The sequence below is a fragment of the Salinibacillus kushneri genome, assembly GCF_900111405.1.
GTDB lineage: Bacteria > Bacillota > Bacilli > Bacillales > Alkalibacillaceae > Salinibacillus > Salinibacillus kushneri.
The window spans coordinates 1-25391 of sequence record NZ_FOHJ01000008.1 but is presented as its reverse complement, the minus strand read 5'-3'; the positions used below and the strand labels follow the sequence as shown (position 1 = coordinate 25391).

At 37.6% G+C, this 25391-nt stretch carries 26 protein-coding genes and 2 tRNA genes; 23 read left to right on the top strand and 5 right to left on the bottom strand.

The features are described from left to right. Positions 1-3 precede the first annotated feature (3 nt). From BMX63_RS12080 to uvrC, 4 genes are all read left to right on the top strand, one after another. Positions 4-777: an electron transfer flavoprotein subunit beta/FixA family protein gene (locus BMX63_RS12080; protein WP_093135977.1), complete on the top strand. Its 774-nt coding sequence runs from the start codon at positions 4-6 to the stop codon at positions 775-777. A gap of 35 nt (positions 778-812) precedes the next feature. Continuing rightward, positions 813-1793 carry an electron transfer flavoprotein subunit alpha/FixB family protein gene (locus BMX63_RS12075; protein ID WP_093135975.1) on the top strand — a complete coding sequence of 327 codons (981 nt, stop codon included), beginning with the start codon at positions 813-815 and terminating at the stop codon, positions 1791-1793. A 177-nt stretch (positions 1794-1970) separates the two neighbouring features. Then, a complete protein-coding gene (gene trxA, locus BMX63_RS12070) occupies positions 1971-2288 on the top strand; it encodes a thioredoxin (RefSeq protein ID WP_044158457.1) in 318 nt (105 codons plus the stop codon). Positions 2289-2456: 168 nt separating this feature from the next. Next, positions 2457-4250, top strand: coding sequence for an excinuclease ABC subunit UvrC (gene uvrC / locus BMX63_RS12065; protein WP_093135973.1), 1794 nt, complete (start codon positions 2457-2459; stop codon positions 4248-4250). A 261-nt stretch (positions 4251-4511) separates the two neighbouring features. Here the strand turns inward: uvrC and BMX63_RS12060 are convergent, their stop codons facing one another. Continuing rightward, the gene (locus BMX63_RS12060; protein WP_093135971.1) at positions 4512-4949 is read right to left on the bottom strand and encodes a YslB family protein; all 438 of its coding nucleotides are present in this window, start codon (positions 4947-4949) and stop codon (positions 4512-4514) included. A 327-nt stretch (positions 4950-5276) separates the two neighbouring features. On the opposite strand from BMX63_RS12060, the gene BMX63_RS12055 reads away from it, so the two are divergent. From BMX63_RS12055 to BMX63_RS12005, 11 genes are all read left to right on the top strand, one after another. After that, a complete protein-coding gene (locus tag BMX63_RS12055; protein WP_093135969.1) occupies positions 5277-5891 on the top strand; it encodes a succinate dehydrogenase cytochrome b558 subunit in 615 nt (204 codons plus the stop codon). Between the two features lie 40 nt (positions 5892-5931). Beyond that, a complete protein-coding gene (gene sdhA, locus BMX63_RS12050; RefSeq protein WP_093135967.1) occupies positions 5932-7686 on the top strand; it encodes a succinate dehydrogenase flavoprotein subunit in 1755 nt (584 codons plus the stop codon). A gap of 24 nt (positions 7687-7710) precedes the next feature. After that, positions 7711-8475, top strand: a complete 765-nt coding sequence (gene sdhB / locus BMX63_RS12045; protein WP_093135965.1) for a succinate dehydrogenase iron-sulfur subunit — start codon at positions 7711-7713, stop codon at positions 8473-8475. Positions 8476-8539: 64 nt separating this feature from the next. Next, positions 8540-8983, top strand: a complete 444-nt coding sequence (locus BMX63_RS12040) for an acyl-CoA thioesterase (protein WP_093135963.1) — start codon at positions 8540-8542, stop codon at positions 8981-8983. 167 nt (positions 8984-9150) lie between these two features. Beyond that, the gene (locus tag BMX63_RS12035; protein WP_093135961.1) at positions 9151-9375 is read left to right on the top strand and encodes a helix-turn-helix domain-containing protein; all 225 of its coding nucleotides are present in this window, start codon (positions 9151-9153) and stop codon (positions 9373-9375) included. A gap of 252 nt (positions 9376-9627) precedes the next feature. Next, complete coding sequence (locus BMX63_RS12030; RefSeq protein ID WP_093135959.1) at positions 9628-10089, top strand: MarR family winged helix-turn-helix transcriptional regulator; 462 nt, start codon at positions 9628-9630, stop codon at positions 10087-10089. A 26-nt stretch (positions 10090-10115) separates the two neighbouring features. Then, positions 10116-10910 (top strand): glutamate racemase, encoded by a 795-nt coding sequence (gene racE, locus BMX63_RS12025; protein WP_093135956.1) that lies wholly within the window; start codon positions 10116-10118, stop codon positions 10908-10910. A 175-nt stretch (positions 10911-11085) separates the two neighbouring features. Further along, the gene (locus BMX63_RS12020) at positions 11086-12186 is read left to right on the top strand and encodes a GerMN domain-containing protein (RefSeq protein ID WP_093135954.1); all 1101 of its coding nucleotides are present in this window, start codon (positions 11086-11088) and stop codon (positions 12184-12186) included. Between the two features lie 143 nt (positions 12187-12329). Then, positions 12330-13097: a ribonuclease PH gene (gene rph / locus BMX63_RS12015; protein ID WP_093135952.1), complete on the top strand. Its 768-nt coding sequence runs from the start codon at positions 12330-12332 to the stop codon at positions 13095-13097. A gap of 2 nt (positions 13098-13099) precedes the next feature. Then, entirely contained in the window at positions 13100-13705 is a 606-nt protein-coding gene (locus tag BMX63_RS12010) for an XTP/dITP diphosphatase (RefSeq protein WP_093135951.1), read from the top strand. A 6-nt stretch (positions 13706-13711) separates the two neighbouring features. After that, positions 13712-14230 (top strand): metallophosphoesterase family protein, encoded by a 519-nt coding sequence (locus BMX63_RS12005; RefSeq protein ID WP_245732826.1) that lies wholly within the window; start codon positions 13712-13714, stop codon positions 14228-14230. Between the two features lie 119 nt (positions 14231-14349). Here BMX63_RS12005 and BMX63_RS12000 read toward each other — a convergent pair. Continuing rightward, positions 14350-14423 (bottom strand) — tRNA-Arg (locus BMX63_RS12000). Position 14424: 1 nt separating this feature from the next. After that, positions 14425-14498, bottom strand: a tRNA-Gly gene (locus tag BMX63_RS11995). 79 nt (positions 14499-14577) lie between these two features. On the opposite strand from BMX63_RS11995, the gene BMX63_RS18085 reads away from it, so the two are divergent. Then, entirely contained in the window at positions 14578-14733 is a 156-nt protein-coding gene (locus BMX63_RS18085) for a hypothetical protein (protein ID WP_177167290.1), read from the top strand. A 143-nt stretch (positions 14734-14876) separates the two neighbouring features. Beyond that, on the top strand, positions 14877-15569 hold the full coding sequence (locus BMX63_RS11990) for an abortive infection system antitoxin AbiGi family protein (protein ID WP_177167289.1): 693 nt from the start codon (positions 14877-14879) through the stop codon (positions 15567-15569). A 36-nt stretch (positions 15570-15605) separates the two neighbouring features. Here the strand turns inward: BMX63_RS11990 and sda are convergent, their stop codons facing one another. Further along, complete coding sequence (gene sda, locus BMX63_RS11985; RefSeq protein WP_245732825.1) at positions 15606-15764, bottom strand: sporulation histidine kinase inhibitor Sda; 159 nt, start codon at positions 15762-15764, stop codon at positions 15606-15608. Positions 15765-16063: 299 nt separating this feature from the next. Here sda and BMX63_RS11980 point away from each other — a divergent pair, with 299 nt between their 5' ends. The 6 genes from BMX63_RS11980 to yihA all read left to right on the top strand — a co-directional run bounded on the left by BMX63_RS11980 (position 16064) and on the right by yihA (position 25027). Next, positions 16064-17050, top strand: a complete 987-nt coding sequence (locus BMX63_RS11980; RefSeq protein ID WP_093135943.1) for a tetratricopeptide repeat protein — start codon at positions 16064-16066, stop codon at positions 17048-17050. 151 nt (positions 17051-17201) lie between these two features. Then, the gene (tig, locus tag BMX63_RS11975) at positions 17202-18488 is read left to right on the top strand and encodes a trigger factor (protein ID WP_093135941.1); all 1287 of its coding nucleotides are present in this window, start codon (positions 17202-17204) and stop codon (positions 18486-18488) included. 316 nt (positions 18489-18804) lie between these two features. Beyond that, on the top strand, positions 18805-20082 hold the full coding sequence (gene clpX, locus BMX63_RS11970) for an ATP-dependent protease ATP-binding subunit ClpX (protein WP_093135939.1): 1278 nt from the start codon (positions 18805-18807) through the stop codon (positions 20080-20082). A 222-nt stretch (positions 20083-20304) separates the two neighbouring features. Continuing rightward, positions 20305-21978, top strand: a complete 1674-nt coding sequence (lonB, locus tag BMX63_RS11965) for an ATP-dependent protease LonB (RefSeq protein ID WP_093135937.1) — start codon at positions 20305-20307, stop codon at positions 21976-21978. A 135-nt stretch (positions 21979-22113) separates the two neighbouring features. Then, positions 22114-24453: an endopeptidase La gene (gene lon / locus BMX63_RS11960; protein WP_093136274.1), complete on the top strand. Its 2340-nt coding sequence runs from the start codon at positions 22114-22116 to the stop codon at positions 24451-24453. After that, complete coding sequence (yihA, locus tag BMX63_RS11955; protein WP_093135935.1) at positions 24440-25027, top strand: ribosome biogenesis GTP-binding protein YihA/YsxC; 588 nt, start codon at positions 24440-24442, stop codon at positions 25025-25027. Before lon ends, yihA begins: the two co-directional genes overlap by 14 nt. Positions 25028-25081: 54 nt before the next feature. Here the strand turns inward: yihA and BMX63_RS11950 are convergent. Further along, positions 25082-25391 (bottom strand): IS3 family transposase (locus BMX63_RS11950; protein ID WP_143060157.1); only part of this gene is annotated, 310 nt, incomplete at its 5' end.

The following is a 25391-nucleotide window of genomic DNA, read 5'->3' as shown; positions in this document are numbered from 1 at the left end:
AAAATGAACATTTATGTATTAATGAAAAGAACTTTTGACACAGAAGAGAAAATTGTCATTGAGGATGGCCGAATTGATGATGAAGGGGCTGAATACATTATCAATCCTTATGACGAATATGCGATTGAGGAAGCCATTCAACTTCGCGATGAACATGACGGAGAGGTTACAGTCGTTACCATTGGCGGTGAGGACGCAGAAAAGCAATTACGTACTGCGCTAGCTATGGGAGCTGATAAGGCTGTTCTGATTAATACAGAAGACGATGTAGAGGAAAGCGATCAATACACAACAGTTAAAGTATTAGAAGCCTTCTTCGAGGATAAAGATGTTGATATTATACTTGCTGGTAACGTAGCTATTGACCAGGCAAGTGGTCAAGTAGGTCCACGATTGGCAGAATACTTAGATATCCCTTATGTGACAACGATTACAAACTTGGAGATTGATGGGGATACCGCTCACATTGAACGAGATGTAGAAGGAGATGTCGAGAAAGTAGATGCTCCTGTTCCATTGCTGGTAACTTGTCAGCAAGGATTAAATGAACCTCGTTATCCTTCACTTCCTGGGATTATGAAGGCTAAGAAAAAGCCTTTAGAGGAATTGGAAATAGATGACTTAGACGTGGATGAAGAGGATGTTGAGGCAAAAACGAAGACCATCGAGATTTTCTTACCACCTGAAAAAGAGGCTGGAAGAGTTCTTGAAGGTGAAATAGACGACCAGGTTAAAGAATTAGTGAACTTATTAAGAAACGATGCGAAAGTGATATAAGCGTAACCTAAACATCTTCGGAAAGGGGAATAAGTATGAGTAAAAAAATTGTGGTATTTGGGGAAGTTCGTGATGGTGAACTTCGTAATGTTTCCTTTGAAGCTGTTGCTGCAGCTCGTAAAATCAGTGAAGACGGTGAGATTGTAGCAGCGATTTTCGGTAATGAAGGTTTGGAAGAAGCTGCAAATGAAATGATTTATTATGGGGCAGATCGTGCCGTAACAGTTCAAGATGAAAAATTAGAAACGTATACTTCTGAAGGATATGCACAGGCGGCATTAGCTGTTATTGAAAATGAAGATCCAGAGGGAATTGTTATGGGGCATACCGCTGCAGGAAAAGATTTAACACCAAAATTGGCCAGCAAGCTTGAAAGCGGTTTAATCTCAGACGTAACAGATATTGAAGTGACAGGAGATAATGTAGTCTTTACGAGACCTATTTATTCCGGTAAAGCGTTTGAGAAGAAAATTGTAACGGATGGTATTATTTTTGCTACTATTCGTCCAAATAACATTTCGGCACTTGACCGTGATGATAGCAGAAGTGGTGATGTTTCAAGTAAAGAGGTTGACATTAAAGATCTACGTACGGTTATCAAAGATGTATTACGTAAAACTACTGATGGCGTAGATCTTTCAGAAGCCAAAGTAATCGTTTCCGGAGGACGAGGAGTGAAAAGCAAGGAAGGTTTTGAACCTCTACAGGAACTTGCAGATGTTCTTGGAGGAGCAATAGGTGCTTCGCGGGGTGCATGTGATGCTGATTACTGTGACTATTCCCTTCAAATTGGCCAAACTGGTAAGGTTGTAACCCCGGATTTATATATTGCATGTGGAATTTCCGGTGCGATTCAACATTTAGCCGGTATGTCTAACTCAAAAATCATTGTCGCTATTAATAAAGATCCAGAAGCCAATATCTTTAACGTAGCGGATTATGGAATTGTTGGTGACTTATTTGAAGTAGTTCCTAAATTAACGGAGGAAATTAAAAATCTAAAAGTAAATGCATAGTATCACAGAGTGCCAGAAGCCTTTATGATAAGGAACTTCTGGCACTGTCTTTAAAAATATCTACATGATAAATGAAAAATTTTCAAGGAAGTCGTAATAAGAAACAAACCATTGGCAATGATTAGATAATAGGTGGTATACTTGGAATGAAATTAGCTTCGCTAGGAGGAATGTAATATGGCTATTGCACATGCAAATGATCAAAGTTTTGGCCAGGAAACTTCAGAAGGACTTGTACTTGCTGATTTTTGGGCAACATGGTGCGGACCTTGTAAAATGATTGCTCCTGTACTTGAAGAATTAGACAGTGAAATGTCCGAAAAGGTTAAAATCGTAAAGTTAGATGTGGATGAAAACCAGGAAACTGCTCAAAAATATGGTGTTATGAGTATCCCGACTTTACTTCTTTTTAAAGATGGGGAAGTGGTTGACCAAGTTGTCGGCTATCAGCCAAAGGAAGCACTTGTTGAACTTGTTAATAAACATGCATCCTAATCTAACATAAACGAAGTGGTCCCTTGTCATATTAATGACAGGGGATTTTATTTTGGATTGGTTCATAATATAAAGTATAAATCTGAGTACGTTATTTTTCAATTAAGTCCAATTAAAATATAATATAAGATATAAAGTGAAATGTCGGATTGATTAGGAGTGTGCGAAATGAATAAAGCCATTCAAGATAAATTAGCGGTTCTCCCTGATCAGCCAGGGTGTTATTTAATGAAAAATAAACATGATGAAGTCATTTATGTAGGGAAATCAAAAAAATTAAAAAATCGGGTTCGCTCCTATTTTACAGGAGCGCATGATACAAAAACACAACGCCTGGTTCAGGAAATTGACCATTTTGATTATATTGTAACATCCTCTGAAATAGAAGCACTTATTCTTGAGATGAACTTAATTAAAAAATATGATCCGAAGTACAATGTGCTGTTGAAGGATGATAAAAGCTATCCTTATTTAAAAATCACATCTGAAAAGCAGCCAAGACTTATTATTACTAGACAGGTGAAAAAAGATAAGGGAAAATATTTTGGTCCTTATCCAAATGTTTCGGCAGCCAGGGAAACGAAAAAGCTTTTAGATCGTCTTTATCCACTAAGAAAATGCAACCAAATGCCTGATCGTGTTTGTCTTTATTATCATATTCATCAATGTCTAGGTCCATGTGAATTCCATGTATCTGATGAAACCAATGAGGAAATTGTTCAAAGCATTACGAAATTTTTAAGTGGCGGACATTCAGAAATAAAGAAAGACCTTAAAAATAAAATGCAAGAAGCCTCTGAGAACCTGGAGTTTGAAAGGGCTAAAGAATACAGAGATTTAATTGAACATATTGAGTCTGTAATGGAAAAACAAAAGATGACACTAAATGACCAGCAGGACCGGGATATTTTTGGTTTCGATTACGATAAGGGCTGGATGTGTATTCAAACCTTTTTCATAAGACAAGGAAAACTAATTGAACGCGATGTTACTCTATTCCCATTTTTCGATGACCCAGAAGATACTTTCCTGAGTTATATCGGACGTTTTTATCTTCACCAAAATCATCCGAAGCCTAAGGAAATCCTTGTTCCACTGGGTACGAATAAAGAATTGTTAGAGGGTTTACTGGATACCCATGTTAAGATTCCTATGCGAGGAAGAAAAAAAGAACTGGTAGAATTAAGCATGAAGAATGCCAAAATAGCCTTGAAAGAGAAGTTTTCTATTATTGAACAGGATGAAGAAAGAACGATTAAAGCAGTAGAAGGACTGGGAGAACGATTAAATATTGAAACCCCTCATCGTATAGAAGCCTTTGACAATTCAAATATTCAAGGTACAGATCCTGTTTCTGCTATGGTAGTCTTTATTGATGGCAGGCCAAGCAAAAAAAATTATCGAAAGTATAAAATTAGGGATGTAGAAGGTCCGGATGACTATGAAACCATGCGTGAAGTTATTAGGAGAAGGTATAAGCGAGTTCTCAAGGAAAAAATGCCGTTACCTGATTTAATCCTCATTGATGGTGGAAAAGGACAAATGAGTGCTGCTTTGGATGTCCTGGAGAATGAACTCGGTCTAGATATTCCGTTGTGCGGTCTTGCTAAGGACGACAAGCACCGTACAAGTGAGCTGTTGTATGGTGAGCCTCCTGAAGTTGTTAATTTGGACCGTAAATCACAGCCCTTTTATTTAATCCAGCGTATTCAGGATGAAGTCCATCGTTTCGCTATTTCTTTCCACCGTCAATTAAGAGGGAAGAGCTCATTTCAGTCAGCATTGGATGAAATCGAGGGTGTTGGACAAAAAAGAAAGAGACTATTGTTACGACATTTTAAATCCATTGATGATATCAGGCATGCTGATATAAATGAATTAAAAAGGTTAGGTATTCCTCATCCTGTTGCTGAAAAAATATTGGATGCTTTGCAAACAGAAGAAAATGACTCACAAGAATAGCCTGTTATTATCTAAAAAGCCCAAAATGAGTGCTAAACTTATTTTGGGCTTTTCTAATGCTGTATAGTTTTGAAGTGTAAAGAAAAGATGTTTTCCTGATCCTATAAAATTCTCAATATCAAGGATAAGATTCTGATGTAAAAACCAAGCTGGTAGAAGCCTATTTCAGGTTAGGATAATAATTTCATGGACAGAATCAAGTCAAAAACGCTCATATAATTGCTTTATATCTAGTTCCATTAAATCATCTTTAATATAGACTCAAATTCTTTCTACTGCATAAAAAGTAATGGTTTTCTGTCGTTTGTTTTCTTCATCCATACATTCGATATCATCATTTAATATATAGGAAAGCTGTTGAGCAATAAACCCAGCTTCTAATCGATATGAAACAGGTTCTTGATAGGAAAATCGTTCTTCAATTAATGGACCTCTTAGCTCAAACTCAAGCTTCTTACGTTTTTGTTTAATCAGGTCTAAATGGCCGAAACCAGCATCATGAAAAAAGAGTTGAAGATCTTCTATTTGCTTCAACGGATACTGTCTGGCTAAGTTCTTTCCTAGATAATAGTGAACAAAATTTGCATCTTCACCTAGAATTGTATTTAACGTAAGTTGTCTAATCAATTCATATCCAAACGAGGGAATTTGGATGTCTTTAATATTTTCATTTTGAAGTAAAGATTTCTCTTTTCCCACTGTTCTCCTCCCTTTCTACTATTCATTATCATAGGGAATGATAAATATTGCAATACTAATATTATTGTAAAAGAACACCACACTTCAGGAAGTGCATTACCTGCTATACTGCAGAACTAGTGAAAATATTAAAATAAATTCGACTTTAGGCAGAAGTTTCCTTGACGCTATTAAAGGGTAAGAGTAAAATATAAAATGTTATGAAAGGAATTTTTCATAAAGCGAGAAGGGGGATTTTCCAGAAAATATATTTTTTTTGGAAAAATAAAAGCGCTTTACTCAGTGATTGTATCCAAACAATATTTTCATCTATTGAGGGGGGTTAAGATGGCGCAAAATCGTGAATTTTTTTATCGAAGACTACATTCTTTATTAGGGGTTATCCCAATTGGGCTCTTTTTAGTTCAGCATTTATTTGTTAACCAATTTGCAAGATGGGGTCCTGAATCCTTCAACACAGCAGCTGGAGTGATGGGAAACTTACCCTTTGTATTAGTTCTGGAAATTGTTATTATTTACCTTCCGCTCATTTTCCATGCTATCTACGGTGTTTACATTGCTTTTACAGCTAAGAACAACGTAACTAGATATGGATATTTTCGTAACTGGATGTTTTATTTACAACGTATAACAGGGATTATTACCTTAATATTTGTTGTATGGCATGTATGGGAAACAAGAATTGCCCATGCCATTCATGGTACAGAAGTAAACTTTGACATGATGGTCAATATTTTGGATCATCCTTTCATGTTTTGGTTCTATATTATTGGTGTCATTTCAGCAGTATTCCATTTTGCTAATGGATTATGGTCCTTCTCCGTAAGCTGGGGACTTACCATTACACCACGTTCTCAACGCATAGTTACATACGTGACGATGATTATTTTCGTAGCATTATCCTATGTGGGTGTAAGTACACTAATAGCTTTCGTAAGTTAATGAAAGAATCTTTATCTTTATTGAACAGGGAGTGAATTTTATGAGTAATCGTAACATCGTTGTTGTTGGCGGCGGATTGGCTGGACTAATGGCAACAGTAAAAGCAGCAGAAGCAGGTGTGCATGTTGATCTTCTATCACTTGTACCTGTGAAACGCTCCCACTCTGTATGTGCACAAGGTGGAATTAATGGTGCAGTAGATACAAAGGGGGAAGGAGATTCTCCTTGGATTCATTTTGACGATACCGTGTATGGTGGTGACTTCTTAGCCAACCAGACTCCTGTAAAGGCGATGTGTGAAGCCGCACCTGGCATTATTCATATGTTTGATCGTATGGGGGTTATGTTTAACCGAACACCTGAGGGTTTGCTTGATTTCCGTCGATTTGGCGGAACACAGCATCATCGTACTGCGTTTGCTGGAGCAACAACAGGTCAACAGCTGCTTTATGCTTTAGATGAACAAGTCCGCCGTCATGAAGTAAATGGGCTAGTAACGAAATATGAAAACTGGGAGTTTCTATCAGCAATTGTTGATGATGAAGGAGTAGGTCGTGGCGTTATCGGACAGGATTTACATTCACATGAGATTAAGGCCTTCAAAGGTGACGCTGTCATCGTGGCTACCGGTGGACCAGGAATTATTTTTGGTAAATCCACGAACTCCATTATTAATACAGGTTCAGCGGCATCAGCTTTATATCAGCAAGGTGCCATCTACGCGAACGGAGAATTTATCCAAATCCATCCAACCGCCATTCCTGGAGATGACAAATTACGCCTAATGAGTGAATCGGCTAGAGGTGAAGGTGGACGTGTCTGGACTTACAAAGATGGTAAGCCTTGGTATTTCTTAGAGGAAAAATATCCGGCATACGGTAATTTGGTTCCTCGTGATATCGCTACTCGTGAAATTTTTGATGTATGTGTAAACCAGAAGCTCGGTATTAACGGGGAGAACATGGTTTATCTGGATTTATCACATAAAGACCCGAAAGAATTGGATGTTAAACTTGGTGGAATTATTGAGATTTACGAAAAATTCGTTGGAGACGATCCAAAGAAAGTACCAATGAAGATTTTCCCTGCCGTTCACTATTCAATGGGTGGTTTATGGGTAGATAATAATCAAATGACTAATATCCCCGGAATTTTTGCCGCTGGTGAGTGTGACTTTACCCAGCATGGAGCTAACCGTTTAGGTGCAAACTCACTATTATCATCTATTTTTGGTGGAAGTGTTGCAGGTCCTAATGCCGTAGAATATATAGAGGGCTTAGATAAAGCAACGGAAGATATTTCTTCGACTTTCTTTGAACAAAAAGTTAAGGAAGAAGAAGAGCATTTTGAAGAAATTATGGGGATGAACAGCGGTAATGAGAATGCTTATCAAATCCATAAAGAACTTGGGGAATGGATGACCGATAATGTAACCGTTGTTCGCGAAAATAAGAAACTGCTAGAAACAGATGAAAAGATTCAAGAATTACTAGAACGCTATGAGAATATCAATATTAATGATACATCCCGCTGGAGTAACCAGGGTGCTATGTTTACAAGACAATTGAAGAATATGCTTCAACTTGCCAGAGTTATTACGCTTGGGGCTTATAATCGTAATGAAAGTCGTGGTGCTCATTATAAGCCTGAATTCCCTGAACGTAATGATGAAGAATTCTTAAAAACAACTATGGCAAAATATGATGCGGAAAATAATCAGCCAGACCTATATTATGAAGATGTTGATATTTCCTTCATCAAACCAAGAAAGAGAGACTATACGAAAAAACATTAATCACAAATGAGGGGGAGGAGAATCATGAGTGATACGAAAAAGATAAATTTGATTATAACACGTCAGGATAGCCCCGATTCGAAGCCATATGAAGAGGAATTTAGTATTCCCTATCGTAAGAACTTAAATGTGATTTCAGCTCTAATGGAAATTCGTCGAAATCCGGTCAATGCAAAAGGGGAAAATACATCACCGGTATTTTGGGAAATGGGTTGTTTAGAAGAAGTTTGCGGTGCTTGTTCTATGGTTATTAACGGCAAGCCACAACAAGCTTGTACCGCACTAGTCGATCAATTGGAACAACCCATTCGTTTAGCACCTATGACTACGTTCCCAGTTGTAAGAGACTTAGCGGTTGACCGTAGCCGTATGTTTGATTCATTGAAGAAAGTGAAGGCGTGGATTCCGATCGATGGAACCTATGACTTGGGACCAGGTCCTCGTATGGCTGAAAGTAAACGCCAATGGGCTTATGAGCTTTCTAAATGTATGACTTGTGGTGTTTGTTTAGAAGCTTGCCCAAATGTTAACAGTGATTCTAACTTTATTGGACCTGCACCATTATCACAGGTTCGTCTATTCAACTCCCATCCAACAGGAGAATTTCATAAAAGCGAACGTATGGAAACCATTATGGAAGATGGTGGGCTCGCTAATTGTGGAAACTCACAAAACTGTGTACAGTCCTGCCCTAAAGGTATTCCTTTAACAACTTCTATTGCTGCACTTAATCGTGAAGCAACTCTACAATCATTTAAGAGCTTTTTTGGCAGTGATAACGTCAACTAATGTACAAACGCTGAGCCTCTTCTCACAAAGAAGAGGCTCAACTTATATTATAGGAGGAAGGTATGTGAAGGCTGTTAATTATATATCCGATTTTGAAACATGGCAGAAAGAATTTTCCTTTTATATTCCCGTTAAGGTTCGTTTCTCAGAAACCGATATGTTCGGTCATGTAAATAATGTATCTCCGTTTATATATTTTGAGGAAGCACGTATTTCATTTTTAAAGCATTTAGGTGTCTTTCAGGATTTTAATGAGGAGCAGGAGGGAATCCCTGTTGTAGCTGACTTACAATGTGATTATCATAAGCAAATCTTTTTTGGTGATTCACTGAAATTGTATGTAAAAACCAATTATGTAGGAAATACCTCAGTAGATATCCACTATCTCGGAATAAATCAAAAGGAGGAAGTGTGTATAACAGGGCGTGGACGTCTTGTAAAAATAAACCCACAATCTGGATCTCCCACTCCGTTTAATTTCACAGAGTTAGAAAAGTTAAAAGGGTGAAATGTATAATTCTGGATGCTTGTATACACATTTGACTATTTTTGTTTGCTAACCAAGTTTTATGCTGAAATGAGGGCACGGTGGTTTTGACTTATACATACGATACTATGACTAAATAATTCCCCTTATTCCTTGCGGCTCATGAAACAGCAAGGAGGGGTTCCCGATTGAATGATAAAGAATATAAACCGAAGCAGCTTTTAACAAAACGGGAAAAAGAAGTTTTTGAATTGCTAGTTCAGGACCGAACAACCAAAGAAATAGCTGAGGAGTTGTTTATTTCAGAGAAAACGGTCCGAAATCATATATCTAATGCAATGCAAAAACTTGGTGTAAAGGGGCGTTCGCAAGCTGTTGTTGAGCTCCTTCGCATGGGGGAGTTAAAGCTTTAAAAAATGAGGCTGATATCCAGGAATATCCTGGATACAGCCTTCTTTTTGTTTGCAACAAAAACGTAACTTGATATTTTTAATAAAAACATAGAAAATAGAATAGAAAAGCGGAGGCGACTGGCCAGGTCTGGTGGAATAAGCCAAAGCCATGGCTTGGATTAGGCCGTGGAATGGCTAATGGCTTTGGCTAATGTTCGCCCAGACCTAGGAGCTCGAGCTGGACAAGTTAGCTAACATGTAGGGGGATCAGAAGTGCCGAAACCAATTGACATTGAAACGATTGCACATTTAGAAAAAGATTTGCGCAATATTTCTTATATACTAAAACAAAAAGGCAGGGAAATTTTGGCTCATTATCCCATCACAACCCCACAGTTTATTGCATTACAATGGTTATTAGATGAAGGAGATTTAACCATAGGTGAATTATCGAAAAAACTATATTCAGCGTTTAGTACGACTACAGATTTAGTGGATAGATTAGAAAAAAACGAATTAGTGAAACGCGTCCCGGATTCTGAGGATCGGCGAGTCGTACGGATCCATTTGCTAGAAAAAGGAAGAACAATTATCGATGAAGTCATCTTAAAACGACAACAATATTTAGAAGAGGTTTTACAAAGCTTTAACCAGGAGCAAATTGATTTATTAAAAGAAGTATTATGTCAGTTAAACAAGGAAATATCCTTCCATAGCACAAGTACTGACGATTAAATTATACAAAGAAAGGCGATTCAACCGTGAAAGAACCAATCGGAATTATTGACTCTGGAGTAGGGGGATTAACCGTTGCAAAGGAGCTCATTCGTCAATTACCAAAGGAAGAATTTATTTATTTGGGTGATACGTTAAGATGCCCCTATGGACCAAGACCAAAAGAGCAAGTTAGACAATATACTTGGGAAATGGTTCACTATTTAATTCATGCTGATATCAAAATGTTAGTCGTTGCCTGTAACACAGCTACCGCATTTGTTTTAGAGGAATTGAGGAAAAAACTTCCAGTTCCGGTGATAGGCGTTATACAGCCGGGAGCGAGGGCTTCCATTAAAACGACTCATAATCTAAATGTTGGGATCATTGGCACAGTCGGAACAGTGGAGAGTGGTGCCTATCCAGAAGTGCTCAAGCAAATTAATTCTTCAATTGATGTTTATAGTTTAGCCTGTCCAATGTTAGTCCCTCTTGTGGAAAGTGGTGAATTAGACGGGGAGAATGCCTATGAAACGGTTTATCAATCGATTTCACCGCTATTAAAGACGAATATCGATACATTGATTCTTGGCTGTACTCATTATCCACTTTTAAAACCGATTATCCAAAAAGTTTTGGGAGAATCGGTTGCAGTGATTTCTTCTGGCGATGAAACGGCAAGAGAAGTAAGTACGATATTATCTTATCACAATCTTTTATATCAGGGAGATAGAGTCCCTCAACATAAATTTTATACGACTGGTAATCTTAAACTTTTTGAACAGATTGCATCAGTATGGTTCGGACATCCTCTAAGACATGTTCATAATGTAAAATTATAAGAAATCATTAACTTCCTCATTACTTTGAGGAAGTTTTTTAATGTGTATGATTTTTCTATTCCCTGAATTTTAACGAAAATCTCTCCTTCTACCTATGCTTTTCTATTATTTTTTGGTCTAAATTTTGAAATAGCTCGTATAAATAGTAGTACAAACCATCTTGGGAGGGAAAAGCATGAAAAAACGATCGATCTGGATAGGAACGGCATTCACATCCAGTATTGTACTATTATCAGGTTGTTTTCAAGGGGAGCAATCATTAGAGGAGCTCATGGATCCACCTCAAAATGTTCAAACGGTAAATGATTTAGATAATACTGAGGATAACAATCAGGCATCGGAGGAAAACAAAAAGAAAGAAACGAGTGATGAATCCAGTGAAGAAACAAAGGAAACGACAAACAGAGAGCTGTACTTAATTGACCAAAATGGTATGGTGGTTTCTCAAACATTACCACTTCCTCAGGTAGACTCTAAGGAAGTTGCCAAACAGTCTTTGGAATATCTCGTTAAGGATGGTCCTGTTTCCAGCATTCTTCCAAATGGCTTTCAAGCTGTTTTACCTGCGGGCACTAACATTAATAGCTTAAATTTACAGGATGATGGTACTCTAGTGGTAGATGTTTCCAAGGAGTTTAAAGAATATAAAGCTGAAAATGAGCTGAAAATTTTGCAGGCGATGACCTTTACATTAACTCAGTTTGATTCTGTGAAACGTATGAAATTACAGGTGGATGGTGTTGAACAGGACGTTATGCCTGTGAATGGAACCCCACTGGGCGATGGATATTCCCGCGCAGATGGTATTAATCTTCATACTGGAGATGTGTCGGATATCGTAAATAGTGAGGCCGTTACAGTTTATTATCCAGCTCAACAGGATAGTCATTATTATTATGTACCTGTTACAACCCGTGTAGAAGAAACTGACAGCACGCAGTATGAAGCGGTAATTAATCAACTTATAGAGGGGCCGGGGTATGAATTAACAGGTCTCTTAAATGTATTTCAAAATAATGTCGAATTGACAGAAAAGCCTGTTAATGAGGATAGCGTTCTATCTTTAACCTTTAGTAAATCCATCTTTAGTGATGAAGAAAATAAAACCATTTCTGATCCTGTGTTAAATTCAATTGTTCTTTCTTTGACGGAACAACCTGAAGTTGATTCAGTTCAAATTCAAGTAGAAGGGACAGAACAAGTATATAATGAAAATGGGGAAGCTTACACTGAACCAGTAACACGTGAGGATATTTCGGAACCAAGTGGTATTTAAGGCAAAAGATGTATATAATAAAGATGTCAGAATGAGGCTGGCCAGACAGCCTCTTTTTTATGCAGGAATTTCCGTAACGGGTTTGTCTCAAATTCCGGGAAATGATATGGTATAGTCTCAAGGAGTGTTAGGAGGAAAAAGCAATGAGAATTGATAACAGAGAGATTAACGAACTACGAAAAATACATATGGAAACGAACTTTACAAAACACCCTGAAGGCTCGGTTCTTATTAGTGTAGGAGATACAAAGGTTATATGTAATGCAAGCATTGAAGATCGTGTTCCTCCATTTCTTAGAGGACAAGGAAAGGGCTGGATAACAGCAGAATATGCGATGTTACCAAGAGCAACTGAAAGTCGTAATATTCGTGAATCCTCTAAAGGAAAAGTTTCCGGTCGTACAATGGAAATTCAACGCTTAATTGGTCGGTCCTTAAGGGCTGTTGTTGATCTTGATAAGATTGGTGAGCGTACAGTATGGATTGATTGTGACGTAATCCAGGCTGATGGGGGTACTCGTACAGCTTCCATTACAGGTGCGTTTGTAGCCATGGTTCATGCTTTTGGTAAACTACTGGAGAATAAAACCATAAAAGAGTTTCCAATTAACAATTACTTAGCGGCAACTTCTGTTGGAATTTTACCCAACGGAACGGAAATACTGGATTTGTGCTATAAAGAGGACTCAGAGGCTAAAGTAGATTTGAACATCGTCATGAATGGAAGCCGTGAGTTTGTAGAAATTCAGGGTACAGGTGAAGAGGATACCTTTACATATGATGAACTTAACAAAATGTTAAAGCTTGCGGATGATGGTTTGAAGGAAATTTTTGAGATTCAACGAGTCGCTGTTGGAAAATGGCATGAGTATCTGCTGAAAAATCAACAAGCTGTCCAAGAGGAAGAATAGAAATGAAAAAAGTCATTCTTGCAACGAAAAATAAAGGAAAAGCTATAGAGTTTAAGGAAATCTTTTCGCAAATCGGCATGGAGATTGTAAGTCTGCTCGACATAAGTGAATCCATCCCCGATATCGAAGAAACAGGAGAAACATTTGAAGAAAACGCCAGAATAAAAGCAGAGGCCATAGCAGATCGCTTCGAACTCCCGGTTTTGAGTGATGATTCCGGTTTAGAAATAGATGCTTTAAATGGACGGCCCGGTGTTTATTCGGCCCGTTATGCGGGATTGGATAAAAATGATCATAAAAATGTCGAAAAGGTTTTAAAGGAACTAAACGGAATAGAGACGGAGAAGCGAACGGCTCGTTTTGTTTGTGTATTAGCTTTTGCCCGGCCGGGAATAGATACGGTTATGAAACGGGGAATATGTGAAGGGTCTATTGGCAAGGAAAGGAAGGGCGAACATGGGTTTGGGTATGATCCCATTTTTTATCCAAAAGGTTACGATCGTACTCTTGCCCAATTGTTACCTGAAGAGAAAAATAAGATTAGCCATCGCAGGCATGCTATAGATCAAATGATTGATTGGCTCGAAACAGAAGGAAAAATGGAGTGATTTATGGTGTCTGTTGTCATTATTACAAGCGATAGTCATGGTTTAGTGGACGAGTTGATACAGATTAAGAATCGACACAAAGATGAGGCAGCGGCCTTTATTCACTGTGGTGATTCTGAATTAGAATATCATTCTGATGAAATGAATACCTTTCATAAAGTAAGAGGGAATTGCGATTTTGATCGGAATTATCCAGAAGACACTCATCTTACTGTTGATGGACAGCATTTTCTCATTACCCACGGCCATCTGTACCAAGTAAAAATGAGTTTAATGCCTTTGTCTTACAGAGCAGAGGAAGCTGGGGCAAACATTGTGTGCTTTGGACATTCCCATTTAGCGGGAGCTGAAAAAGTAAAGGATACTTTATTTATTAATCCTGGTAGTATTCGTGAGCCTCGGGGTGGAGCTGCCGGGAGAACACCTACTTATGTACGTTTAGGATGGGAGGATGCTAAAGAGCTCCAGGTCGAATTTTTGAATCTTAAAGGCGAAGTTGAAGCTACCACAAGCATTCATTTTTAATCGGTATTCTACATCAGTGGGGATTAAGGAACAAAATGTATTCATAAACAAAAAATACTCACATTGTATTGTCTAAGCAATTATTGTGAGTATTTTTTCTAATTATCATTATGTAAAAATGTCCCAGGAGAGATTCGAACTCCCGACCCACAGCTTAGAAGGCTGTTGCTCTATCCTGCTGAGCTACTGGGACATGGAGCGGGTGATGGGAATCGAACCCACGACATCAGCTTGGAAGGCTGAGGTTTTACCACTAAACTACACCCGCAACGGACAAAACCTATTATAAGAAGATTTCACTGTAATGTCAATAAGTTTTATGAAAAAACTTTCTAATGCAATAGGAAATGAACAAATGGACCAATGAACCAATGGAAGATGACCATTATGATCTATATTTCTTAAATGCAACACTAATGCTTTCAACTACCATTCAGAAATGGGATCAATCCACTTTACGAAAGCTTAGTTTCATATTTTTTATGGTATTGGGAAGACTTTAAGAGGGAAGAGGGTGTATTCATTATGACTTTAATCGATTTATAGAAGATGTGCAAATATTGAGTAAGAAGAAATGGGCATTAAGCTGCTTATGCTTAATGCTTTTGTTTGCTTTTGAGGAGAGATGAAAGAAAAGGGGGATTACATGAAACCTCGTTTTTATTCTAATATTTACTGGCATTTTACAGGAGGGCCTGTATCTAAGGATGGTTCTAAGGTTTGGCATCATTATCGATGTTTAAGAGAAGTTAAGGAAAATACTACACTAAGACACCCGGAAAAGGCTATGGAAAATTTAAAAAATATTATCCAGAGTAAAGTTCTCCAAGCTACAACAACAGAAAAGGTTCTAGAGGCAGTTGAAACGGATGAGTTTTGTTGTGTTTGTGATATTCCTCTAAAGGATTTAATGTTTCATCGGCAATATTACGGTGATTACGCAGTAGGATTTAATGCAAAGAAAATTCATGATAATTTCCACCCAGTATTATATTTTGAGCCCTATCCAACTAAGATGATAAAAATAAAGCCCAAACAAACCCAACAATTAAAAACTGAAGGTGACGAAAATCAGATAAACTTTCTTGAATTATTAGGGATAAATCAAAGTAATCCACTTGTCAATTTCTTAAAGCTTACTCACTTTGATTCGGACTATGATGACTCCTTTTATGGTGAAAGAGAATGGAGATGTTTAGATGACTTCCATTTTACCCGTCGGGATGTTGAAGCAGTTATTGTACCAAAAGATCATGTGAATGATATTGGTGAATTTTTAAATGGAGAAGGGTTTCGCAATATTAGTGTATTAAGCTGGGATTTAATCGAAAACATTTAAAAGTAATAGGAAGTGGTCAAGCTGGAAGCTTGACCATCATATATGAGGAAATACTTTGCTTTCCGGTAAATTTCGTACTTGAATTTCCTCCTCCAAAATTTTAATAAATTCATTTTCCAGTTGTAATTGTAATGCCTTTTGATAAGCGTCTACTAATTTTTCATCTGTTAAATAGGAATATCTAATAAATATCACTCCTATGAATAAACGTAAAGATTATAAGACTTTCCCGTATATTTGTTTATTCATTTAACAGATATGCTTTATATAGGTAACGTACATTGTATATACTTATTAGAATAATTCCCTTTCTTGTTATGTTTCAAACTTGTAGAAATCAATCCTGTTTCTGGGATTATCAAAAGTGGAGAACTTATGATATAGTGTGATGAGTTATAATAAAAATGGACAGTTTGTAACGTTTTAAATTATAGATACAGGGTATCAATTAGTAATACTTCAACTAGAGCATTAAAAAGAACAGGAAGGTGTTTATGAATAAGAAACATCAAGATGTCGTCATATTTCCTGGCTGGAAGAAGGAATTAGAGCAGGATGGTCTGGAGGCTTTAAAAGAGAAAAGATATGAAGATGCACTGGAAAATATCTTGCTTTTAGAGGAATTTGAAGCAGCATCCTATGAAATTTTAACAGGAAAAGTGATTTGTTATATCGAATTAGGACGTTATGATGAAGCTATAGCCTTGTGCAGAAAGTTAATGAAAGAAGATGAAGAGAACTATTATAAGTATTTACATATCTACATTACCGTTTTATTTCAAACTAGTCAGTATGATGAAATCACCAGTTTATTAGATGAAATATTCTCAACTGAAGAAATCCCTTATACATATCGGGAACAATTTCAACAGATTTATGATTTAAGTCAGAATTTTAATCAGGATTATGAGAATGAACATAATGATAAGGAAATCCAATATTTTCTCCATAATCTAGAAGGCGGAAGTTTTCAGGAACAATGGCGTTTATTATCCTTAATAAGAAAAAAACCGGTTGAGGATTATGTAGAAGACTTTATTCCTTATTTTAGCGATACAGACTTAAACCCGGTTTTGAAGACAGGGCTTTTGCAATGGTTTATGGAGCAGGGAATTGACAGAGAAATTGAAATTGACAAATTTAAGCAAATGAAAATGGTAAATCCGAAAGAATTATCAGATATATTGGATCAGTCCTTTGCCCAAGAGGTGATAAAAGCATTGGATTGGGTGGAACAGCAGGATCCAACTCTGTTTGAATTTACCAAACAAATCCTGTTTCGTTTCCTTTATGTTTATTTTCCTTTCTTACCAAATGACAAAGATCGTCCAGTGATAACCGATGCTATATTATCATTAGCGGTAGAATACCTGCAGATGGATGATCAATATTCTCTCGATACAGATGAGAGTGATGAGCGGGAATATTGGAAAAATGAAATTAAAGAATTAGAAAAAAAGTATTTTTCTCAAATTGAATAGTGTACGAACGATTGGTTAATTTGTTGAAAGCTGTAAAGAATATGTTATAATATAATGGTTGCATTATGCATTCGTACTTATAAAATTGAATACTACCCAATGATTTTCAATTTTAATGATCAATTGAATAATAGATGTTGGAGGGAAATCTATGTCAGTAAAATGGGAAAAACAAGAAGGCAATGAAGGAGTACTAACTTTTGAAGTAAGTGCAGAAGAATTTGATTCTGCTTTAGATAAAGCCTTCAAAAAAGTAGTAAAAGATGTACAAATTCCAGGTTTCAGAAAGGGAAGAGTACCCCGTCCAATTTTTGAAAAACGTTTTGGTGTTGAGGCCCTTTACCAGGATGCAGTGGATTTAGTATTGCCAGAAGCATATTCAAAAGCTGTTGATGAAGCGGGAATTGATCCTGTTGATCAGCCAGAGGTTGATATTGAACAAATTGAAAAAGGTAAAGATCTCATTTTCACAGCTAATGTTACGGTTAAGCCAGAAGTAAAACTAGGAGACTATAAAGGCCTTGAAGTTGAAGAACAAGATACAAACGTAACAGACGAAGATGTTGAAAATGAATTAAAGCAACTGCAAGAACGCCATGCTGAACTAGTAGTGAAAGAAGAAGGCAAAATCGAAGAAGGCGATACGGTTGTTTTCGATTTTGAAGGATTCATGGATGGTGAAGCATTCGAAGGTGGAAGTGCAGAAAACCATTCCTTAGAGATTGGTTCCGGCCAGTTTATTCCAGGCTTTGAAGAGCAATTAATTGGTAAAGAGGCTGGAGATGAGAGCGAAATTGAAGTAACTTTCCCTGAAGACTATCATGCAGAAGATCTTGCGGGTAAACCAGCTACCTTTAAAGTAAAAATTCATGAAGTTAAAGCAAAAGAGCTTCCTGAGCTTGATGATGAGTTTGCTAAGGATGCTGATGATGAAGCTGAAACGATTGATGACTTGAAGGATAAAACGAAGAAACGCCTTCAGGAACAAAGAGAACAAGAAGCAGATAATCAAAAACGGGAAAGTTTAGTCGAACAAGCCAGTGAAAATGCAGAAGTTGATATTCCTGATGCCATGGTTGAATCAGAACTTGATCGTATGCTTCAGGAATTTGAACAGCGTCTGCAAATGCAAGGCATGACCCTTGATATGTACCAGCAATTCTCCGGCCAAGGTCAGGACGACTTGAAAGAACAAATGAGAGAAGATGCTAAGAAGCGTGTTCAAACAAACTTAACCCTTGAAGCTATTGCTGAGACAGAAAACCTTGAAGCAACAGAAGAAGATGTAAATGAAGAGCTTGAGAATATGGCTAAATCCTATCAAATGGAAGTAGATCAAATTAAACAGGCTCTAGGTGGAAATACAGATATGCTTAAAGATGAGCTTAAGCTTAGAAAAGCCATTGATTTCTTAGTAGAACAAAGTAAAACTGCATAAAAAAATAAGACAAGGTGCGAGAAATCGTACCTTGTTTTGTACATACAGAATACCGAACATGTTTAGTATACAATGCATACATATAAGCTATACTGTATCTTCTTTAGAAACAAGCAGAAATCTAAGTTTTCATAATCATTGACTTCTAAAGACATGACGTACATAATGATTACATATCTATATAAAAAGACATATAAATGTAGATGTTTATTACTTTCTTCCACACACATATATTTGATATGATGTGCTAAAGACTAACAAAAGAAGTACTGAACTTAATGGTAAAGAGATACAGATTTATTGGTGAGGTGATTGAATGCTAAAATTTAATGATGAAAAGGGACGCTTGAAATGCTCTTTTTGTGGAAAAACACAAGAGCAGGTTCGAAAATTAGTAGCAGGCCCTGGTGTTTATATATGTGATGAATGTATTGAACTTTGTACTGAAATCGTGGAAGAAGAATTAGGTAATGAAGAAGAAGTTGAATTTAAAGAAGTTCCAAAACCAAAAGAGATTAACGATATTTTAAGTGATTATGTTATCGGTCAGGAAAGTGCAAAAAAATCTTTATCTGTAGCTGTATACAATCACTACAAGCGAATTAATTCAAATCAAAACAATGATGATATTGAGTTATCAAAAAGTAATATCGTACTTATGGGACCGACTGGAAGCGGTAAGACGCTACTCGCGCAAACATTAGCTCGTATTTTAAATGTTCCATTTGCTATTGCGGATGCTACTTCACTAACCGAAGCTGGTTATGTCGGCGAAGATGTAGAAAATATCCTTCTCAAACTTATTCAGGCAGCTGACTATGATGTTGAGAAGGCGGAAAAAGGTATTATTTACATTGATGAAATCGATAAGGTCGCTCGCAAATCAGAAAACCCTTCTATCACAAGAGACGTTTCAGGTGAAGGGGTACAACAGGCGCTATTGAAGATTCTTGAAGGAACCGTAGCAAGTGTTCCTCCTCAAGGTGGACGTAAGCATCCACATCAGGAATTTATTCAAATAGATACCAGCAACGTACTTTTCATTGTTGGCGGAGCCTTTGATGGAATAGAACAAATTATCAAACGCCGTTTAGGTAAACGGGTTATTGGTTTTGGAGCAGATAATTATGGTGAGGAATTAGATAAAGCAGAATTATTAACAAAAGTCTTGCCTGAAGATTTGCTTCGTTACGGCTTAATTCCTGAGTTTATCGGACGTCTTCCTGTTATTGGAGCACTAGAACCATTAGACGAAGATGCATTAGTCGAAATTTTAACCAAACCTAAGAATGCTCTTGTTAAGCAATACAAAAAGCTGTTTGAAATTGATGAAGTAGAGCTTGAAATTGAAGATGAAGCTTTACAAGCGATTGCTCAAAAAGCTATTGAACGTAAAACTGGAGCACGTGGTTTACGATCAATTATTGAAGGAATTATGCTCGATGTAATGTATGAATTACCTTCACGCGAAGATGTTGACAAATGTATTATTACAAAAGATACCGTTCAACTTGAAAATGGTAAACCAAAACTGGTGATGACAGATGGTTCAGTGGTGGACCAGAATGAAGAATCACCAAAGGAAAGTGCATAAGGGTAAAAGATAAAACTGCTCCTAAAGAGTGCCAATAGGGCGACTTTAGGAGCAGTTTTTTTGGTTTATTCGTGCGAACAAGTACGTCTCTTTATGTTTTTTAGCTTATATTACAGCACTTAAACTTAACCCTGCAGCCTTCGCTTTTCCCCCGTTTAATCCTTGTTATTTCAGGAGATACTAGTTGACAATGTATGTATTTTATAATGGGAGGATTACATAATGAGTGGAATTGCAGGTGTTACTATTTTTATTCAGCTACTGGTTGGGATAGTAGTTGGTTTATATTTTTGGAATATGTTGAAAACGAATCGTACGAGTAAAGTTGCAATTGAAAAGGAATCCAAGAAAGAATTAGAAGATTTAAGAAAACTACGTTCCGTTTCTTTATCAGAGCCCTTGTCTGAAAGAGTTCGTCCCAAACAGATGGAGGATGTGATTGGACAGGCGGATGGCATTGAGTCTTTAAGAGCTGCGCTTTGTAGTTCAAATCCGCAGCATGTAATTTTATATGGACCACCTGGAGTTGGTAAGACAGCAGCAGCACGATTGGTTTTAGAAGAGGCAAAAAAGAGACCTGAAACCCCTTTTCGTGAAGGAGCTGCATTTGTTGAAGTAGACGCAACCACTTCCCGTTTTGATGAGCGGAGTATTGCTGATCCCTTAATTGGATCTGTGCACGATCCAATTTATCAAGGGGCAGGTGCCATGGGCCAGGCGGGTATTCCTCAGCCTAAAAGAGGGGCTGTAACCAATGCTCATGGGGGAATCCTGTTTTTAGATGAAATTGGTGAATTACATCCATTGCAAATGAATAAGTTATTAAAAGTATTAGAAGACAGAAAAGTGTTTTTTGACAGTGCTTATTATAGTGAGGAGAATGATAAGATTCCTCTACACATTCACGAAATTTTTCAGCAGGGTTTACCAGCTGATTTTCGTCTGATTGGTGCTACAACCAGAAATCCGGAGGAAATCCCCCCAGCCATTCGGTCCAGGTGTTTGGAAATATTCTTTAAGGATTTAGAAGCAGAACATTTAATGAAGGTTGCTAAGAAGGCAGCTGATAAAGTAAATATCGGAATTAATCAAGAGGCTTTAGAAAGAATTGCTGCTTATTCAAGAAATGGTCGTGAAGCCGTTAATATAGTGCAAATATGTGTTGGGATTGTGAAAAAGCAGCAAAAAGACCAAATTGAAGTTAAAGATATTGAATGGGTAGCCGAATCAAGTCAGTTGACGCCAAAATTGACTCCGAAAGTGCCTGATCGACCAAATGTCGGTATTGTAAATGGCTTAGCCGTTTTTGGACCAAACTCCGGATCTTTACTGGAAATTGAAGTAACGGCCTTACCAGTTACGGACAGAAAAGAAGGCGATATAAGTATTTCCGGAATAGTGGATGAAGAAGAATTGAATCAAGGGAGCAAAACCATTCGTCGTAAAAGTATGGCGAACCATTCGGTTAACAATGTATTGACGATGCTGAAGTCAATTGGAGTTCCTGTTCACCAGTATGATTTACATATTAATTATCCTGGTGGCATGCCTGTAGATGGGCCATCTGCAGGAGTTGCTATGGCAGTGGGTATTTTTTCGGCTATTCATAAAGTCCCTGTTAAAAATGATGTCGCCTTAACAGGAGAAGTAAGCTTACATGGGAAGGTGAAACCAGTTGGGGGGATATTGCCTAAAATAAAGGGAGCGAAAAAAGCCGGTGCAGCAAAAGTGTTAATTCCTTACCAAAATCGTCAGGCAGCTCTTCATCAGATAGAAGAGATTGAAGTTGTTCCAGTACGTGAATTTGAGGAAGTATTAGAGCATGTTCTAACAGCTGAGTTTCATTCTATTATTCAAAATCATGAATATGCCTATCCAAAACGAAAATCCATGTAAATTTTTTATCCTCGGATTATTCCGAGGTCTTTACCCTTTTTGCTAACTGTTCCATTCAATAGCAATTTGTTTACAAACGAAAAGGATTTCTTTATGATGATAGTACAAAATGGAAGTACTGGAGGTGTACAGATTATGGCAAAAGATACAATTACACAGCTTCCCCTCCTGCCTTTGCGTGGTTTAATTGTTTATCCTTCAATGGTTTTACATTTAGATGTCGGCCGTGATAAATCAGTTAAGGCACTGGAGCAATCGATGGTGGAAGACAACCGAATATTTTTAGCTTCACAAAAAGAAATCAATGTTGATGAACCAGCCAAAGAAGATATTTACCGAATGGGGACAATCGCGAATGTCAAGCAAATGTTAAAGCTCCCAAATGGTACAATCAGAGTACTTGTAGAAGGACTGGAACGTGCAGAACTTCTGCAATTTAAGGATGAGGAAGAGGACTACTTTCTTGTTGATGTTGAGGAGATAGATGAAACCCACGGTGATAAAGTAGAAGAAGAAGCTTTAATGCGAACGTTATTGGATTATTTTGAACAATACATAAAAGCGTCTAAGAAAACGAGTAAGGAGACTTTATCCAGTGTTTCCGATATAGATGAGCCTGGGCGTTTGGCTGACATTGTAGCATCTCATCTTTCCTTAAAAATGAAAGACAAACAAAAAATATTAGAAATTACGAATGTGAAAGAGCGCCTGGATCATCTTATTGAAATTATCAATAATGAAAAAGAAGTTCTGCATCTGGAAAAGAAAATCGGTCAGCGTGTAAAAAAATCGATGGAGCGTACACAAAAGGAATATTACTTACGCGAACAAATGAAGGCTATCCAAAAAGAACTTGGTGATAAGGATGGAAAAACGGGTGAAGTCGCCCAATTACGCGAGAAAATCGAAGAAGCCAATATGCCTGAGCGGATTGAAAAGGTTGCCTTTAAAGAACTTGACCGGTATGAAAGGATACCAAATAATTCAGCGGAAAGTTCTGTTATTCGGAATTATATTGAATGGCTTATTGCGCTTCCATGGACCGAAGAAACAGAGGATATCCTGGACATAAAAAGAGCTGAGAAAACATTAAATGATGATCACTATGGCTTAGATAAGGTAAAAGAGCGTATATTGGAGTATCTGGCCGTACAGCAATTAACAGAAAGTATAAAGGGGCCTATATTATGCTTAGTTGGCCCTCCTGGGGTTGGTAAGACTTCACTTGCCCAATCCATAGCTAAATCCATTGATCGAAAATTTGTGCGTGCATCTCTTGGCGGAGTCCGTGATGAAGCTGAAATTCGTGGACATAGAAGAACCTATGTTGGCGCTATGCCTGGTCGTATCATACAAGGGATGAGAAAAGCCGAAACCATTAATCCTGTATTTTTGCTGGATGAAATAGATAAAATGTCGAATGACTTCCGTGGTGACCCATCTTCCGCTATGTTAGAGGTACTGGATCCTGAACAAAATAGTACGTTTAGTGATCATTTTATTGAAGAAAATTATGACTTATCGAATGTAATGTTTATTGCAACGGCCAATACATTGCAAACGGTACCTGGACCATTATTGGACCGGATGGAAGTTATTTCAATAGCTGGATATACAGAAATCGAAAAGCTACATATAGCCAAAGAACATCTACTGCCCAAGCAGATTAAAGACCATGGATTAACAAAAGGGAAATTCCAAGTTCGTGAAGAAGCCCTACTAAAACTCATTCGAATGTATACACGTGAAGCAGGTGTAAGAAATCTTGAGCGTACATTAGCTTCGATTTGCCGAAAAGGTGCAAAAATGATTGTCTCTGGTGAAAAGAAGCGTGTTGTGGTAACCGAAAAAATGCTGGAAGAAATGCTTGGAAAGCCTCGTTTTCGTTATGGTCAAGCTGAAGTAGAAAATCAGGTGGGTGCTGCAACCGGGTTAGCCTATACAACAGCAGGCGGAGATACCCTCTCTATTGAAGTATCGATTTACCCTGGAAAAGGTAAGCTCACACTAACAGGTAAATTGGGGGATGTCATGAAGGAATCTGCCCAGGCTGCTTTTAGCTATATCCGTTCAAGAGCGGAAGAGCTTAATATTGACCCGGAATTTCATGATAAAAGTGATATTCATATCCATGTTCCAGAAGGGGCTACGCCAAAAGATGGGCCATCAGCGGGAATTACAATGGCTACTGCATTAGTATCAGCTCTGACTGGACGTGCCGTGCGTAAAGAAGTGGGCATGACAGGTGAAATTACGTTAAGAGGACGTGTATTGCCAATTGGTGGATTAAAAGAGAAGTCACTAAGTGCTCATCGCGCTGGACTGAAGACGATCTTAATTCCAGCTGAAAACGAAAAGGATTTAGAAAACATACCAGAAAGCGTTCGAAAGGATTTAAACTTTATCAAGGTAGACCATTTGGACGAAGTATTAAAGCATGCACTTTTGGAGGAGCCGGAAGATGAAAGTAAATAGTGTTGAACTTGTGATTAGTGCGGTTAAAGAACAGCAATATCCGAATGATCCTTATCCGGAAATAGCACTTGCGGGTCGATCGAATGTTGGGAAATCCTCATTTATAAACCGGATGATTCAACGGAAAAGCATGGCGAGAATTTCTGCTAAACCAGGGAAGACTCAAACATTAAATTTTTATTTAATCAATGAACAGCTTTACTTTGTTGATGTCCCCGGTTACGGATATGCTAAAGTCTCCAAGAAGGAAAGACAGGCATGGGGGAAAATGATGGAAACCTATTTCTCCAGTCGTGAAGAGTTACAACTCGCTGTGTTAATCGTTGATCTCAGGCATAAACCAACTGAAGATGACTTGCTAATGTATGATTTTCTGAAATATTATGAAATACCAGTACTCATTATGGCAACCAAGATGGACAAAGTGCCAAAGTCAAAACGGCAACGACAGCTTAAACAGATTTCTGAAACGTTAGAAATAGAGTCAGAAGATCAAATCATTCCGTTTTCAGCGGAAAGTGGTGAAGGTAAAGATGAAGCATGGAGAGCCATCTGGTCTTATATAAATGCCTAGATATGAAAAGGACTGCCCAAAATGTGCTGAACCCTAAAAGTTAGACCAAAATATTTAAGCAGCTAGTTGACTGGTATGCAGACGGTATTCCACCGGGCTCATGCCAGTCAATTTTGCTTTTATCCGTTCATTGTTATAGTAAAAAATATAATCAGTTACTGCTTGCTTAAGCTCTTCAAATGATTTATAAACTTTACCGTAATACATTTCCTGTTTCATTAGCCCAAAGAAATTCTCCATTGGTGAATTATCTAGACAGTTTCCTTTTCGGGACATACTTTGAAAGATACCATTATCTTTTAGTTTCTTTACATACCTCTTCATTTGATAACCCCAGCCTTGATCAGAGTGTATAGTAGTTCGA